Origin of the sequence: Stenotrophomonas sp. Ste96 (assembly GCF_024519495.1) — a bacterium.
Classification (GTDB): Bacteria; Pseudomonadota; Gammaproteobacteria; order Xanthomonadales; family Xanthomonadaceae; genus Stenotrophomonas; species Stenotrophomonas bentonitica_A.
Map to the genome: position 1 here is coordinate 1,203,516 of NZ_JALJRX010000001.1, position 16,578 is coordinate 1,220,093.

Annotated in this window: 12 protein-coding genes; 2 read left to right on the plus strand and 10 right to left on the minus strand. The window is 68.0% G+C overall.

Annotated elements, in window-relative coordinates; genetic code table 11:
• Positions 1-32: 32 nt before the first annotated feature.
• From OC373_RS05485 to OC373_RS05505, 5 genes are all read right to left on the minus strand, one after another.
• The gene (locus OC373_RS05485) at positions 33-3,158 is read right to left on the minus strand and encodes an efflux RND transporter permease subunit (protein ID WP_019183917.1); all 3,126 of its coding nucleotides are present in this window, start codon (positions 3,156-3,158) and stop codon (positions 33-35) included.
• Positions 3,155-4,243: an efflux RND transporter periplasmic adaptor subunit gene (locus OC373_RS05490; protein WP_046273176.1), complete on the minus strand. Its 1,089-nt coding sequence runs from the start codon at positions 4,241-4,243 to the stop codon at positions 3,155-3,157. The genes OC373_RS05485 and OC373_RS05490 overlap by 4 nt, the downstream gene beginning before the upstream one ends.
• A 248-nt stretch (positions 4,244-4,491) precedes the next feature.
• Positions 4,492-6,549, minus strand: a complete 2,058-nt coding sequence (locus OC373_RS05495) for a TonB-dependent copper receptor (RefSeq protein ID WP_261997214.1) — start codon at positions 6,547-6,549, stop codon at positions 4,492-4,494.
• 70 nt (positions 6,550-6,619) lie between these two features.
• Positions 6,620-7,153: a hypothetical protein gene (locus tag OC373_RS05500; RefSeq protein WP_261997215.1), complete on the minus strand. Its 534-nt coding sequence runs from the start codon at positions 7,151-7,153 to the stop codon at positions 6,620-6,622.
• A gap of 176 nt (positions 7,154-7,329) precedes the next feature.
• Complete coding sequence (locus OC373_RS05505) at positions 7,330-8,313, minus strand: LysR family transcriptional regulator (protein WP_261997216.1); 984 nt, start codon at positions 8,311-8,313, stop codon at positions 7,330-7,332.
• 238 nt (positions 8,314-8,551) lie between these two features.
• Between OC373_RS05505 and cysK the strand changes: the two genes are divergently transcribed.
• A complete protein-coding gene (gene cysK, locus OC373_RS05510; protein ID WP_019183911.1) occupies positions 8,552-9,511 on the plus strand; it encodes a cysteine synthase A in 960 nt (319 codons plus the stop codon).
• Between the two features lie 238 nt (positions 9,512-9,749).
• Positions 9,750-10,349 (plus strand): O-acetyl-ADP-ribose deacetylase, encoded by a 600-nt coding sequence (locus tag OC373_RS05515; protein WP_070425804.1) that lies wholly within the window; start codon positions 9,750-9,752, stop codon positions 10,347-10,349.
• On the opposite strand, the gene OC373_RS05520 is transcribed toward OC373_RS05515, so the two are convergent.
• From OC373_RS05520 to OC373_RS05540, 5 genes are all read right to left on the minus strand, one after another.
• Positions 10,240-11,670 (minus strand): M1 family metallopeptidase, encoded by a 1,431-nt coding sequence (locus OC373_RS05520; protein ID WP_261997217.1) that lies wholly within the window; start codon positions 11,668-11,670, stop codon positions 10,240-10,242. The two genes, OC373_RS05515 and OC373_RS05520, sit on opposite strands and share 110 nt — an antisense overlap.
• Before the next feature lie 127 nt (positions 11,671-11,797).
• The gene (locus OC373_RS05525; RefSeq protein ID WP_019183908.1) at positions 11,798-12,802 is read right to left on the minus strand and encodes a class I fructose-bisphosphate aldolase; all 1,005 of its coding nucleotides are present in this window, start codon (positions 12,800-12,802) and stop codon (positions 11,798-11,800) included.
• A 151-nt stretch (positions 12,803-12,953) separates the two neighbouring features.
• Entirely contained in the window at positions 12,954-14,420 is a 1,467-nt protein-coding gene (gene pyk / locus OC373_RS05530; RefSeq protein WP_019183907.1) for a pyruvate kinase, read from the minus strand.
• Between the two features lie 213 nt (positions 14,421-14,633).
• Positions 14,634-15,275, minus strand: coding sequence for an HAD-IA family hydrolase (locus OC373_RS05535; RefSeq protein WP_019183906.1), 642 nt, complete (start codon positions 15,273-15,275; stop codon positions 14,634-14,636).
• Positions 15,272-16,447 (minus strand): phosphoglycerate kinase, encoded by a 1,176-nt coding sequence (locus tag OC373_RS05540; protein WP_019183905.1) that lies wholly within the window; start codon positions 16,445-16,447, stop codon positions 15,272-15,274. Before OC373_RS05540 ends, OC373_RS05535 begins: the two co-directional genes overlap by 4 nt.
• Positions 16,448-16,578: the final 131 nt, after the last annotated feature.

A 16,578-nucleotide genomic window follows, 5' to 3' on the forward strand; every position in this document is an offset into this window, starting at 1 on the left:
CGATGAATGGGCGGCAATGCCGCCCATTCCGGTCAGGCATGGCCGCCCACGGAGGGGGTTTCCGCTTCCTGGCGGGCCAGTTCGCGCGCCACCGCTTCGGGCGAACGCGTGTACGGGGCCAGCAGCGAGTAGAAGGCGGGCACCACGAACAACGACAGGAAGGTGGACACGGTCACGCCGAAGATCACCACCACGCCGATCGTGCCGCGGCTGGCCGAACCGGGGCCACCGGCCACCACCAGCGGGATCGCACCGACCACGGTGGCGATGGAGGTCATCAGGATCGGGCGCAGGCGGACCATGGCCGATTCGACGATGGCCTGGTGGACGTTGCGGCCTTCATCGCGCAGCTGGTTGGCGAACTCCACGATCAGGATGCCGTTCTTGGCCGCCAGGCCGACCAGCATCACGATGCCGATCTGGCTGAACAGATTGATCGTGCCGCCGCTGACATACAGCCCCAGCAGCGCGCCGAGCACGCCCAGCGGCACGGTCAGCATGATCACCAGCGGATGGATGAAGCTCTCGAACTGCGCGGCCAGCACCAGGAACACCACCAGCAGGGCCATGGCGAAGGTCAGCAGCACGGCGCTGCCGGCGTTCTGGTACTCGCGTGATTCGCCCTTCCAGCTGATCTGCGCGTGCTGCGGCAGCTCTTCGCTGGCCACCTGCTGGGCCCAGGCGATGGCTTCACCCAGCGGATAGCCCGGGGCCAGGCCGGCATTGATGGTGATCGAGCGCAGCCGGTTGAAGCGGTTGAGGCTGCCGGCCTCGGCCACTTCGCTGAGCGTGACCAGGTTGGACAGCGGCACCAGTTCGCCGCCACTGGCGCGCACGCGGATCGCAGCCAGATCCGACGGCGAGGCGCGGCCTTCGCGACCGGCCTGGACCAGCACGTCGTACTCCTCGCCGTTGTCGACGAAGGTGGTGACGCGGCGCGAGCCCATCATGGTTTCCAGCGCGCTGCCGATCGCGGTGACCGACACGCCCAGATCGGCCGCACGCTGGCGGTCGATGTTCACGCGCATCTGCGGGCGCGTTTCCTTGTAGTCCGAATCCGTGCCGACCAGGCCGGGGTTGTCGGCCATGCGCAGCAGCATGCGGTCACGCCACTGCGCGATTTCCGCGTATTCCGGGCCACCGAGCACGATCTGGAACGGTTGCCCCTGGCTGCGGACCAGGCCGCCACCGACCTGGGTGCGCACGCGCACGCCACGCAGATCATTGAGGTGGGTCTGCAGTTCGGCGGCCACGTCCGGGGTGGAGACATCGCGCTGGCGCCACGGCTGCAGGAACACGCTGATCCGGCCGGTATGCATTTCTTCGCTGGAGCCCCAGCCACCGGGAACGCGCGGGTTGGCACGCACGATCGGCTCGTCCTCGCCGACGAAACCGGAGACGATCTTCTCGACCTGCTGGACCTGGCCGACGGTGTAGTCGAAGCCGGCGCCTTCCGGGCCGTCGATCATGATCTGGAACGAGCCGCGGTCTTCGGCCGGGGCCAGTTCGGAGGGCAGCACCTTGAGCAGCAGCGCGCTGGCCAGCAATGAGAGGATCATCACCACGATGTAGACCCAGGTGCGGGTCACGTGCGCTTCCAGGAAGCGGCCGTACGCGCCCGACAGGCGATCCAGGTTGCGGTTGATGACCCCGTGCAGGCCCTTCGGCGCCTGGCCGGTGTGCGGCTTGAGCAGCTTGGAGGCCATCATCGGGGTGAGCGTCAGCGAGACGAACGCGGACAACGCCACCGCCGCGGCCAGCGCGACGGCCAGCTCACGGAACAGGCGGCCGGTGTTGCCTTCCAGGAAGCCGACCGGCAGGAACACCGCGACCAGCACGGCGGTGGTGGCGATCACCGCGAACGCCACCTGGGTGGTACCGCGTTTGGAGGCGACCAGCGGCGGCTCGCCCAGATCGATGCGGCGCTGGACGTTTTCCACGACCACGATGGCGTCATCCACCACCAGGCCGATACACAGCACCAGCGCGAGCAGGGTCAGCAGGTTGATCGAGAAACCGAAGGCATACAGGGCGATGAAGGCGGCGATCAGACAGACCGGAACCGTGACCGCGGGAATCAAGGCGGCACGGAAACTGCCCAGGAACAGCCAGATCACTGCCAGCACCAGCAGCATCGCTTCGACCAGCGTGGCGTAGACGCGATCGACAGCCGCCTCGATGAAGGTGGTGTTGTCGAAGGCGACGAAGATGCGCGTACCTTCCGGCAGCGTGCTGCTGATCCGGTCGGCTTCGGCGCGCGCTTCGCGGGCGACATCCAGCGCGTTGGCGGTGGAGGTCTTGACGATGCCCAGGCCGATGTTGGGCTCGCCGTTGCTTCGGTAGTAGGCGCGGCGCTCGGAGGAGGCCAGTTCGATCTTGGCCACATCGCCCATGCGCACCACGTAGCCGTCGGCGCCCTTGCCGAGCGGGATACCGGCGAAGTCTTCGGGTTTGACGTAGTTGCGCTCCACGCGCAGGGTGAAATCGCGATCGGTGGATTCGATGCGGCCGGCGGGCAGCTCGACGTTCTCGTTGCGCAGCGCGGTTTCCACATCGCCCACGGTCAAACCACGCGCGGCGAGCTGGTCGCGGTCCAGCCAGATCCGCATCGCATAGCGCTGGCGGCCACCGATGCGCACCTGGGCCACGCCATCCAGGCTGGAGAAGCGATCGACGATGTAGCGGTCGGCGTAATCGCTCAGCTCCAGCGTATCCATCGAGGTCGAGCTCATGTTGAGCCAGATGATGGGATCGGCGTCGCTCTCGACCTTGGCGATTTCCGGCGGCCGGGCCTCTTCGGGCATGCGGTCGGCCACGCGGCTGACCGCATCGCGCACGTCGTTGGCGGCCGCTTCGATATCGCGGTTGGAGGTGAATTCGATGCTGACCTGCGAGCGCCCGTTGGAGCTGCGCGCGTTGATGGTATCGATGCCTTCGATGCCGGCCAGGGCATCTTCCAGCACCTGGGTGATGCGGCTTTCGATGACCGCCGCCGAGGCACCCGTGTAATCAACCGAGACCGAGACGATCGGCGGATCGATCGCCGGCAGTTCGCGCAGGGTCAGGCGGGTGAACGACATGAAGCCCAGCACCACCAGCAACAGGCTCATCACCACGGCGAAGACCGGCCGCTGGATGGAAATATCGGAAAGTTTCATCCGGCGGCGTCCGGTTCCGCGGTGGCAGCGGCGGCCGGCGTGGCCGGTGCAGCCTCTTCGGCCTGGATCTTCAGGCCCGGGCGCAGCTTGCCGGTGCCGTCCACGACGATGCGGTCACCGGCGGCGAGACCATCGCGGATTTCGACCACGCCGCTGCGGCGCGCGCCGGCGGTGATGTCCACGCGCTCCACCACCTGGTCCGGTTTGACCCGGAACACATACGAATCGCGCCCGACCTGCACCACGGCGATTTCAGGAATCACCAGCGCCTGGCGCTCGGGGCGGAACATGCGCACATCCAGCAGCATGCCCGGGCGCAGGGCGTGGTCGGCGTTGATGAAATCGGCGCGCACGGTCACCGCACGCGTGCCCGGATCCACGCGGGTATCGATGGTGGCGACCTGGCCTTCAAAGTTGCGGCCCGGGTAGGCCACGCTGGTCGCGTTGACCTTGTCGCCGGTGCTCAGCGAGGCCAGCTCGGCTTCGGGCACCTGGAAGTCCACGTGCATGCGCTCGATGTCGTCCAGCGTGGTGATCGCGGTGCTGGGCGTGACCAGCGAACCGGCGCTGACCTGGCGGATGCCGAGCACGCCGGCGAACGGCGCGCGCACGCGGCGATCACCGATATCCGACTGCATCTCACGCACGCGTGCATCGGCGGCATCGCGGATGGCGCGCTGGGTATCGAGCGTGGAGCTGGCCACCAGCTGCTGGGCGGCGAGTTCGCGCTGGCGCTTGTACAGCTGGTCCGCTTCCAGGAAGGTGGCCTGGGCCTGCAGCAGCGCCGCTTCCTGGGCCTGCCCGCGCAGGGTCACCAGCGGCGTGCCGGCACTGACCTGCTGCCCGCTTTCGAAGTGCACCGTCTCGATGATTTCGCTCACCTTGGCGGTGACCGTGACCGATTCACGCGCCTTGGCCGTGCCCAGTGCCTGCAGGGTGTCGCTCCATGCCGAGGTCTGCACCACCTGGGTGGTGACCGGTACGGCGTCTGCCTGCCGGCGAGCGGCCTCGTCTTTGCTGCCACACCCAGCCAACGCGACCAGGGTGATGCCAGCGGCGAAGCGCGCTGCGATGCGTCCCAACATGTAATCCATTCCCGGTTGTTTCTCGACCGCCGAGTGTATAGAGGGGTCGAGCCGGGGCATATGTGCCAAGCGTTTACCGGCCTCTTCACATCCGCCGGTGACGGGCGAAAGCCTTTCCGTGCTGGGGCCTGCACCGGATGTATCGCCATGTATCGACGCATGTCGAAATGCGCGGGCGGCGCCGGGTGGTCGCGCCCGGCAGCGCCAGAGGCCGGGCGGGAGGCTTGGCCCCCGCCCGGCCGTGAGGCTCAGTAACGATAGTTCACTTTCAGCCAGGCGGTGCGGCCGGGCTCGTTGATCCGCACCGGGTCGGCCGGGAAGCCGAAATCGGCGCTGCCGGCCAGGTTCAGGTGCTCGCTGTAGGTGCGGTCGAACAGGTTGTCCACGCCGGCACTGACCAGCAGCGCTTCGTTGACCCGGTAGCTGGCGTTCAAGGCCAGGGTAGCGAAGCCGGCGCTGGGGCCCAGGTCGCGGGCGACCACGTTGCCCTGCCCGGCCGCGACCCGCCCCTGGCGGGACACTGCACGCGCCAGCGCCCCCACGCTCCAGCGCTCGCCTTCCCAGGCCGTGCTGAACCGGGCTTCCAGCGGCGGCATCTGCGGCAGCGCGCCGCCGTCGCTGCGGTTCTCGCCCCAGGCGTAGGCCAGTGTGCCGCCGAGCTTCCACTGCCTGGCCAGCTGCCATTCCGCACCCGCCTCGGCACCGGCGATGCGCGCGTCGACGTTGGTGGCCTGGCTGCTGCTGCCCATCATGCCGCCGTCGCGGTAGGTGAACAGGATGTAGTCCTGGAGGCGCCCGGCATACGCCGAGACCCAAGCGTTGAGGCGATCGGTGCGGTACTGCAGGCCCAGATCGAGCTGGGTGGTCTTCTCCGGCTGCACACCGGTGAAGGCGTTGATCGCGCCCACCGGGCCGAGATCCGGCGAGAACAGTTCCCAGTAGTCGGGCATGCGCTCGCTGTGGCCAACGCCGGCGTACCAGGTCAACGCGGGCGCGATGTCGCGCTCGAACCGGACGAAGCCGCTGCCCAGGTTCTCGCGACGGGTCTGCCCGGCGGTCGGATTCGGCATCGCCATCATGCCGGCGGTGGCGCGCTCGTCCTTCACTTCGGCGCGGTCGATGCGCAGGCCACCAACCCAGCGTTGCGCGGTGCCCTCGCCCAGGGTGATCTCGGTGAACGCCCCGAGGTTCTCCAAGCGTGCATCGGTACGCCACGGCTGCTGGCGGTACACGTTGCGACCCATCGCGCTGCGGCTGCGATGACGGCTGTCCTGCGCATCCACGCCGGCCACGATGGCGATGTCCTGCCAGCGCCATTCCGAGGCGATACGGCCACCGGTGGTGCGGCGATCAACGTTGGAGCCCATCGGCATCGGCATGCTGCTGGCCGGGTTCGGCGTGCGCAGCGTGTAGTTGTCCATCACGTGGTCGGCGTCGTTGTAGTACAGGTTGGCCTGCAGCTTGTCCCACGCACCGGGCAGGTTGTCCTTCTCGAAGCGGGCGGCGTAGCTGGTGCGCTTGAACGCGGCACCGTCCATGCCGCGGCCGGCGTAGCGCGCGATCGCATCGCCGGTGCCGGCCGACAGCTCCAGCACGGTATCGGCATCGGGTGTCCAGCCGACCGCGACGTCGCTGTTCCACTTGCGCCACCTGGAGGGCACCACGTCGCCGTTGCCGTCCTTGTAGTCATCCGATTCGGAGCGGTTGCCGTTGACGCGCACATAGCCCGGCGATGCGCCGGCGGTGAGATCGAGCACCTGGTCGTTGCGGTTGCGCGAGCCGACCAGCGCACTGGCGTTGATGTCCATGCCCGGTTGATCGAAACGCGGCGTATCGCGCTCGAAGCGCACCGTGCCGGCCGAGGCACCGGCGCCCCAGCGCACGCTCTGCGGCCCCTTGATGATGGTCAGCCGGTCGAAGGTTTCCGGGGCGATGTAGGACAAGGGGTTGTCCATCCGCGAGGGACACGCGCCGATCAGGTTGCCCTCGTTGCTGACGATGTTCAGGCGCGAGCCGAACATGCCGCGCAGCACCGGATCGCCGTTGGTGCCGCCGTTGCGGACCGCGGCGAAGCCGGGAACCGTCTTCAGGAAATCGGCGCCATCGCTGGCCGGCACCGGCTGCCGCGGCAGGCGCGGATCGGTGACCCAGTGCAGCGGTGAGGACGGCGCGGTGGCGGTGACCACCAGCGTATCGAGGGTGCGGGCATCGTCATTGGCCGCATGCAGCGGTAGCGCGACCAGGGCCAGCGAGAGAGAAACAGACAGGCGCGTCAGTGCGCCCGCGCTGCGGGAAGAAACCGTCATGGTGGAACTCCAGAAAAACACGCAGGCACGCGCCGCCATCACGGCGACACGGGCAGGAAGGGCGGTGGTTTCAGGAGAGTGCGGGCGGGCCGCGCGCGGCGTGGGCCGGCCAGCGCAGGCTGCGAGGCGTGGGGACTGCGCGCAGCACGCGCGGTGCGATCACCGGCATCGCCGGCAACAGCAGGATCAGCACCGCCAGCCACGGCATCAGCCGCGAGGCCATCATGCAGTACTCGCAGGCGTCGCCATGCCCGGCATGCTCGCTCATCGGTGGCGACGATGCGGGGGTGTCGTGGGCGCTTGGCAGGGCGTGCGTCGGCATGGGCTGCATCGCCATGTCATGGCGCGCCATGTCGTGCTGCTGCATGTCGTGGTGGTGCACGTCGCGCTGCGCGATGTCGTGCTGCATGCGGTGCCCCGCGTGCGCATCCGGCGGCGCAGGCAGCGCGTGGGTCATGCCGGTCGGCATCAGCATCACCGGCGCCCCGGCATGCGCCTGCTGCCAGCGGCTGAGCAGCGGCGCCAGCGCCATCAGCAGCGTCGCCACGAAGGCAAGCTGCAGAAAGACGGCATACGGGCGGCGGCGGACGTTCACCCCCGTCATGGTAGCGCCCGACCATGGGCCGGGCAGCTCGAAACCCTGCGACCAACCGTCGCAGTGGCCTTCTCGAAGCACCCCACCGGCCCCCTCAACCCTCTGGAGAAAAGCCCCTTTCTGTTGAAGGGGGCGCGCCAACGGCGCGGGTAGAGGGGGAATGCGCGGGCAGACCATCACCGTCGTCAGACGGTGATGGTCTGCGTCAGCGATTCCCAGGTGGGCGGCAGCGGCCAGTTGGCCTCCTGGTTGCCGTCGATCACCCGGCGCAGGTCGCGGGTGTCGATCTGCGGGGCCAGCACGTGCACCAGTTCCAGCGCGTAGTCGCGCAGTACGCGGTCGCGCGGCAGCACCGCCCAGGCGATGCACTCGTCGATCGGGGCCGGGGCCGGCCAGGCGCGCAGGTCTTCGTCGCTGGCGTTGACCGCCATTTCCGCGAGCAGGCCCACGCCCAGCCCGGTACGCACATAGGTCTTGATCAGGTCCGCATCGAGCGCGGTCAGCGCGATATCCGGGGTCAGCCCGGCGCTGGCGAAGGCGCGCTGCAGCGAGGAGCTCCCGCGGGTGGAGGATTCGTAGCTGATCAGCGGATGGCTGGCGAGCGCCTGCAGATCCGGCGCGGCACCTGGGCGGTCCAGCGCGTGCCCACGTGGCACCAGCACCAGCCGGCGCCAGCGGTACAGCGGAATGGCCAGGCCGGCAGTGGGCTCACCACCGGCGGTGCTGATGATGGCGATGTCCACATCGCCCTGGCTGAGCAGGTCCAGCGCATCGCTTTCGGCGGCCTGCTGCAGGTGCACGCTGACCTGCGGGTAGGCCTGCTTGATCCGCGCCACCGCCGGCGGCAGCACGAAGCGCGCCTGGGTATGGGTGGTGGTGAGCACCAGCTGGCCCTGGCTCTCGCGGCGCTGGTTGGCCGCATAGGTCCGGATATTGTTCGCTTCGCCGAGGACGGCGCGGGCGCGGCCGATCACTTCCACCCCGGCCGGGGTCACCGCTTCCAGGCTGCGGCCCTTGCGTACGAACAGCAGAAAGCCCAGTTCATCCTCCAGCTGCTTGAGCTGCTTGGACAGGCCGGGCTGGGTGGCGTGCACACGGGACGCCGCCAGCGTGATGTTCAGCTCGGCGTCGGCGATGGCGACCAGATAACGAAGTTGGGTCAGCGTCATGGGCGGGCGATACAACGCATGGAGAGGGGGCCATCCGACTGTAGGGCAAATGCCGTCACCAGCTTATAACCAAACGTTGTTTAAGAAGGTAATCAGGTCATTTCGCGCGGTCATATGCCGGCGGTACGGTCTGACCGACCCCGGCCCGGCCGCGAGCGGGCGCCCTGCGCCGCCACCGGCCCGAGCCTCCCCCTGCCGCTCGGCCTCCGGGCGGCAACGACTTTTCCGGAGCATCCCCATGGCCCTGTACGACTCCATCCTGGACACCATCGGCAACACCCCGGTGGTGCGCCTGCACCGTCTCGCCCCCGAGCACGTCACCCTGTATGCCAAGGTCGAGTCGTTCAACCCCGGCGGCTCGGTCAAGGACCGGCTGGCGCTGGCGATCATTCTCGACGCCGAGGCCAAGGGCCTGCTCAAGCCGGGCGACACCATCGTGGAGGCGACCTCGGGCAACACCGGCGTGGCCCTGGCCATGGTGGCCGCCGCGCGCGGCTACAAGTTCGTGGCCACCATGGTGGAGACCTTCTCCATCGAGCGCCGCAAGCTGATGCGCGCCTATGGCGCCAAGGTGATCCTGACCCCGGCCGCCGAGCGCGGCTCGGGCATGGTGCGCCGGGCGAAGGAACTGGCCGAGGAACATGGCTGGTTCCTGGCCAGCCAGTTCGCCAACCCGGCCAACCCGGCCTATCACCGCAACACGACCGCCCCGGAAATCCTGCGCGATTTCGCCGGCAAGCGGCTGGATTACTTCGTGACCGGCTGGGGCACCGGTGGCACCCTGACCGGGGTCGGCGAGGTGCTCAAGGTCGCCCGCCCGGAAACCCGCATCGTCGCCACCGAGCCCGAAGGCGCCGCCCTGCTCAAGGGCGATGAGTGGAAGCCGCACAAGATCCAGGGCTGGACCCCGGACTTCGTGCCGGAGGTGCTCAACCGCGGCGTCTACGACGAACTGCTGACCATCGACGATGCACGGGCGATCGAGACCTCGCGCCGGCTGGCGGCCGAGGAAGGCATTTTCGTCGGCATCTCGGCCGGCGCCACCGTTGCCAGCGCGCTGGACATCGCGGCCAAGGCCGCGCCGGGGTCGGTGATCCTGGCGATGCTGCCCGACACCGGCGAGCGCTACTTCTCCACCCCGCTGTTTGCCGATATCAATGAAGGCTCCGACGACGACTGGCTGGCCGGTCTGCCCTGATCCCGCCGTTGGTCCGGAAGAACGCAACGCCCGCCCTGACCGGCGGGCGTTTTGCATGCGGCGCTTCATCTGCGGTGAAGCGATCCGGCGGCATCGTGTGAAGGTCAGCCAGCGCTCGGGCGGGTCGCACTGCCTGAGACGATGATGACGCAGCCTAGATGTCCTGCCCGGTACCGTGCAGGTCAGGCACGTCATTCCGTTGTATGGACCCGGTAACAGTGAGTAAGGAGCGGTACGCATGAAGATCGAAGTGTGGCAGGGCGACATCACGACCCTGGCGGTGGATGCGATCGTCAATGCGGCCAACGAATCCCTGCTGGGCGGCGGCGGCGTGGACGGCGCGATCCATCGCGCGGCCGGCCCGCAGCTGCTCGACGCCTGCCGTGCCCTGCCGGAGATCCGCCCGGGCATGCGCTGCCCGACCGGCGAGGTCCGCCAGACACCCGCCTTCAACCTGCCGGCAAAGTATGTGTTCCACACCGTCGGCCCGGTCTGGCAGGACGGCCTGCGCGATGAGCCGGCACTGCTGGCCAACTGTTATTGGAAGTCGCTGCAGCTGGCCGAGAAGCTGGACGTGGAATCGATCGCGTTCCCGGCCATCAGCTGCGGGGTGTTCGGCTATCCGCTGCACCAGGCTGCGCACATCGCCGCCACCGAGACCCTGACCTGGCAGCGCTCGCACCGCCAGCCGCGCCGGATCATCCTGGTGGCCTACAACGCGGCGACGTTCAAGGCGTACCAGTCGGCGCTGGCCGCACTGGGGCAGCCGGTGGAACCCTCGACCTCGGCGATCTTCGCGCCGCTGGCGTTGGGGCTGCCGCCGGCGGCGGCGCACTGACACCTTCGCCCACGCCATAGACCCACTGGGCGAAGAACGGCTGCAATGAGCGGCCGGCCGCTGCTTCCATCGCCCGCTGGAAATCGACGGTCGCCACCGAGCGTCCATCGTTGGCCTGCGTGTAGTCACGGATGCCGCGCCAGAACGCGGCCTCGCCCATTTCCACGCGCAGCAGGTGCAGGACGTAGGCGCTCTTCTGGTACACGACCGCGCGGTCATCGCCGCTCGGCGCGCTCCAGTCGGCATACACCAGCGCGTGATCCGCCCCCTTGGCACGCAGCGCCTCCAGCCGCGTGCGCCAGATCGTCACCTGCGCCTGGTAGGCCGCCTCTCCCTGCGCGTGCTGGAGGTAGGCGGCGGTCATGAAGTTGGCCATGCCCTCGTTGAGCCAGAAATGCTCCCAGCCGGCGCAGGTCACCCGGTTGCCCCACCACTGATGCGCGGCTTCGTGCGCCATCAAGGCGGTCTGGGTGGGATCCTCCAGCAGTTGCTGGCCATAGCGCTCGGACATCAGCGACAACCCGGCCATCTCCTGTCCGATCGTGCGGGCCACCAGCGCCTGCTGGTAGTCACCGCGATACGGCAGGCCGGCGCGGTCGGCGAAGAAGTCGAGCATCTCGCCCGTAGCGGTGAACACGCGCTGCAGCTGCTCGGGCGACCGCTGCATGGACAGGAACCGCAAGCCGGTCGCGCCATGGCGCTGCGTCGCTTCCTGATAGCGGCCGGCCGTGAAGCCATAGACATACCCCGGCATCGGCGTCTTGAGCTGCCAGCGATGTTCGATGCGCCCATCGGGAAGGGAGCGCAGCGGCAGCGTGCGGCCGGTGCCGGCGGCCAACAGGCCCGCCGGCAGGGTCACGGACAGGTCCAGCGTGGCGCGCTCGTCGGGGGCATCCACCGAGGGCATCCACTGGCTGGTCGAGAAAATCGTGTAGACCTCATCGCGCTCGGGCGCGAATTCCAGGCCATACGGCGGTTCGCCGTGATAGCGGATCGTCACGCTGGCGGTGGCTCCCCGCGCGAGCGGTTCGGCCAGCGTGATCTGCACCTTCGCCGCGTGCTGCTCGAAGGCCAGCGCGCGATCCCCCTGCATCACGGCTGTCACCGTGAGCGAACCGCTGTCCAGGGTCACTGCGCGCAGTTCCTGCTCGGCTCTGAACCGCAGCGTCTGCTGCCCGGTGACGCGCTTGTTGGCGATGTCGGGCACCAGCGCGACGTCGTAATGCAGTACATCAAAGCCGCGCGGCGCCACTGCGTACGCTGGTGCGCTCCCCAGCAGCCATGGCACTACGCACAGCGAGACACAGAGACGTACGACCATGGGATCCATCCACGCGAAGATGGATCGCATCGTGCCAGAGCACGCGTGCATGTGCGCACCACTGCCCCGCCCAAACAAAAACGCCGGCACAAGGCCGGCGTTTTCGTTGACGGTGGTCAGGCGTGCATCAGCCGTTCCACTTGCCCAGGGCGGCCTGGCCGTTTTCCTTGGCGCGATCGTAGATCGTCTGCTGCGCCTTGGCGACGTTGGCCTTGGTGTCCTTGGCCCACAGCTTCAGCGCGGCCTGCTGCATGGCGCGGCCGTAGGAGAAGCTCAGCGGCCACGGCAGGTTGCCCATCTGGTTCATGGCGTTCAGATGCGCGGTGGACTGCTCATCGCTCTGGCCACCAGACAGGAACACCACGCCCGGCAGGATCGCCGGCACGGTGCTCTTGAGGCACATCACGGTCGACTCGGCCACTTCCTCGACGTCGGCCTGCTCTTCGCAGCCCTTGCCGGAGATGACCATCGAGGCCTTCAGGATGGTGCCTTCCAGCAGCACGTTCTGCTGGTACAGCGCGTCGAACAGCGAACGCAGGGTGGCTTCGGTGACTTCGTAGCAGGTCTCGATGTCGTGGTCGCCGTCCATGATCACTTCCGGCTCGACCATCGGCACCAGGCCACATTCCTGGCACAGCGCGGCGTAACGGGCCAGCGCGTGGGCGTTGGACTCGATGCAGGTACCCGAGGGGATGCTTTCACCGATGTTGATGACCGCACGCCACTTGGCGAAGCGCGCACCCAGCTTGTAGTACTCCTGCAGGCGCTCGCGCAGGCCGTCCAGGCCTTCGGTGACCAGCTCGCCCGGGCAACCGGCCAGGGCATGGGCGCCCTTGTCGACCTTGATGCCCGGGATGATGCCCTGGGCGGCCATGTACTTGGCGAACGGGACGCCGTCCTTGGTGGACTGACGGATGGTCTCGTCGTACAGGATCGCGCCGGAGATGTGCTCGTTCAGCTTGGGCGTGGTGAGCAGCAGTTCGCGGTAGGCGCGACGGTTCTCCTCGGTGTTCTCCAGGCCGACGCTGGCGAAGCGCTTGCCGATGGTGCCGGTGGATTCGTCGATCGCGATGATGCCCTTGCCCGGGGCGACCATGGCCTGTGCGGTTTCAGCCAGCTGTTCGATGCTCATGTACTTCCTGTGGCGGGTGCGGGAAAACGCCAATTATAGACCCCGCCTCCCGTGAACTGACCGTCCACGGAATCTGGAAACGATTCCATCTGAAACGACGAACCCGCGCGGCCGTAAAGCCACGCGGGTCCGGGTGTTGCGCGGGGGGCGGTTAGAGCTCGCCCAGGCCGCTGGCACGGCCGTCTTCGCCCACTTCCAGCAGGCGCAGCGTGTTGGTGGCGCCATGGGTTTCCATGTGCTCGCCACTGGTGAAGACCACGCGGTCGCCGCCCTGCAGCTGGTTCGCTTCGAACAGCAGGCGGATGCTGCCGCGTGCGGCTTCGCGCGGGGTCAGGCCGCGGCTGTCGAAGTTGATCGGGAACACATCGCGCATCAGCGCCATCTGGCGGCGCGCGCCGTCATGGCGGGTCACCGCGAACACCGGGGCCGAGGCACGGAAGCGCGACAGGTAACGCGCGGTGCCACCGGATTCGGTCATCGCCACGATCGCGCGCACGCCCACGTGCTGGGACAGGAACATGGTGGCCATGGCGATTGCCTGGTCGGCACGTTCCAGGTTGCGCGGCGAGGCGCCGAAGTCCGTCTCGGTCTGGAACTGGCGTTCGGCACCCAGGCAGATGCGGGCCATCGCTTCGACCGCCTTGACCGGGTACATGCCGGCGGCGGTTTCGGCCGACAGCATCACCGCATCGGTACCGTCGATGACCGAGTTGGCCACGTCCAGCACTTCGGCGCGGGTCGGGATCGGGCTTTCCACCATCGACTGCAGCATCTGGGTGGCGGTGATCACCACCTTGTTCTGCGCCAGCGAGGCCTTGATGATCTTCTTCTGCAGGCCCGGGAGTTCGGCATCGCCGATTTCCACGCCCAGATCACCACGCGCCACCATCACCACGTCACTGGCGTCGACGATCTCTTCCAGGTTGTCGATCGCTTCGGTGCGCTCGATCTTGGAGACCAGCGCGGCGTAGCAGCCGTGCGACTCGGCGATCTCGCGCGCATCGTTCATGTCCTGCGCGTTGCGGCAGAACGAGACGGCGATGAAGTCCACGCCGATCTTGGCCACGATGCCGATCAGTTCCTTGTCACGCTCGGTCAGCGCGCCCAGCGACAGGCCACCGCCCTGCTTGTTCAGGCCCTTGCGGTCGGACAGCACGCCATCGTTGAGCACGGTGTTGATGATGCGCTCGCCCTGCACTTCGGTGACCTGCAGCTGCATCAGGCCATCGTCGAGCAGCAGGATGTCACCGGCGGTCACGTCCTGCGGCAGGCCCAGGTAGCTCACGCCGACCTGGGTGGTGTCGCCGGCCGGCGCATTCGGCGAGGCGACCAGGTCGAAGCGGTCACCGGCCTTGAGCTTGATCTTGCCTTCGGCGAAACGCTCGATGCGGATCTTCGGGCCCGGCAGGTCGGCCAGGATGCCCACTTCCACGCCCACGCGGGCGGCCGCGGCACGCACATCGGCGGCGCGCTTGGCCTGGCCGGACGGGTCACCGTGGCTGAAGTTGAGGCGAACCACGTTCACGCCGGCGCGGAAGAGATCCTCCAGCACGCCCGGCGGGTCGGTGGCCGGTCCGAGGGTGGCGAGGATCTTGGTGCGACGCTGACGCTCAATCATGGTTAATGGGCTCCCGTTAAAGGAGCGAAATTAGCACACCCTTCATGTCCCATGAATACGTTTACAGCATTGGCGCAGTTGGGTTTCGCTGTTGTCCTGCAGACAGCGCGAGACGACCGGGCGGACAGCGCATTGGCTGCCCGCCGGCCAGCGCCAGCCCCGGCGGGGCTTTGCGCAGGACATGCGGCGGCGTACGGGACGCCGCCGGATGCTTCAATCGATCAGCGTGAGCAGCTCATCGGGGGCCTGCGCCAGGTGCGCCGCACCGGCCGCCGTGAGTTCTTCGGCACCGCCAAAGCCCCACAACACGCCGATATTGCGCAAGCCGTGATGACGCGCGCCTTCGATATCCATGCGCCGGTCGCCGATCATCCAGCACTGGGCCGGGGTCAACGACAGCCGGTGCAGGGCCTCGGCGACCAGCTGCGGCTTCTCGCTGCGGCTGCCGTCCGGGGTGGCCCCGATCACGTCCTCGAAGCAGTCGCCGAACGGCAGGTGCTCGACGATGCGCCGCGCGTGCGGCTCGTTCTTGGCGGTGACGATCGCCAGCCGGTGGCCGCGATCCTTCAACGCCTGCACGACCTGGCCGATCCGCGGGTAGACCTCATGCTCGCGCCAGCCGACCACGTCGAAGCGCTCGCGGTAGTACGTCACCGCCTGCTCGACCTGGGCCGGGTCAGTGAACAACGGCGCGAAGCTGGTCCGCAGCGACGGCCCGATCCAGCGCCGCAGCTCGGCCTGCGGCGGGACCGGCTGGCCCATCTGCGTGAGCGCATGCGCCACGCACTGGGTGATCCCGACGGCCGAATCGATCAGCGTGCCGTCGAGGTCGAAGAACAGCACATCGCGGCTCACGAGCCGCGGGCCTCCAGCGCGGCGACGGCCGGCAGGGTCTTGCCTTCCAGGAACTCCAGGAAGGCGCCGCCACCAGTGGAGATGTAGCTCACCTCGCCCGCGATGTCGTACTTGTCCACTGCGGCCAGGGTGTCGCCACCGCCCGCGATCGAGAACGCCGGCGAGGCGGCGATGGCACGGGCCAGCGCTTCGGTGCCATGGCTGAAGGCCTCGAACTCGAACACGCCGACCGGGCCGTTCCAGACCACGGTGCCGGCCTTGGCGATCAGGCCCGCATAGTGCTGGGCGGTATCCGGGCCGATATCCAGGATCAGGTCATCCTCGGCCACGTCGGCGACGGCCTTCACCGTGGCTTCGGCGTCGGGCAGGAACTGCTTGGCCACGACCACGTCGGTCGGCAGCGGGATGTCGGCGCCACGCGCCTTGGCATCGGCCACGATCTTCTTCGCGGTGTCCAGCAGGTCCGGCTCATACAGCGATTTGCCGACCGAATGACCGGCGGCCGCGATGAAGGTGTTGGCGATGCCTCCGCCGACGATCAGCTGGTCGACCTTGCCGACCAGGCTGGAGAGCAGCTCCAGCTTGGTGCTGACCTTGCTGCCGGCCACGATCGCCAGCAGCGGCTGGGCCGGGGCAAGCAGCGCCTTGGCCAGCGCGTCCAGTTCGGCCATCAGCAGCGGGCCGCCGGCAGCGACCGGAGCGAAGCGGATCACGCCATGGGTGGAGGCCTGTGCACGGTGCGCGGTGCCGAAGGCATCCATCACGAACACATCGCAGAGCGCGGCGTACTTCTTCGCCAGCGCTTCATCGTCCTTGCCCTCGCCCACATTCATGCGGCAGTTTTCCAGCAGCACGATCGAGCCCGGCGCGACCTGCACGCCGTCCACCCAATCGCGCACCAGCGGTACCTCGACACCCAGCAGCTGCGACAGGCGCAGCGCCACCGGCGCCAGGGATTCGGCCTCGCTCCACACGCCTTCCTTGGGACGCCCCAGGTGCGAGGTCACCATCACGGCAGCGCCCTTCTCCAGGGCCAGCTTCAGCGTCGGCAGCGAGGCGGTGATGCGCTGCTCGGAGGTGATCTGGCCGTTGTCGATCGGCACGTTCAGATCCTGGCGGATCAGCACGCGCTTGCCGGAGAGATCGAGGTCGGTCATGCGAACAATGGACATAAGCAACTCTTTGGCTCTGAAGAAGGAAAGGCGCCGCGCGGCGCAGACCGTCATTGTCCCGGCTGGCGCGGTGCATCGCAAATCCAGTGAGAAAGGCGCAGTAGCGAGTGTTGGTCGTCGCGCGCGCGCAG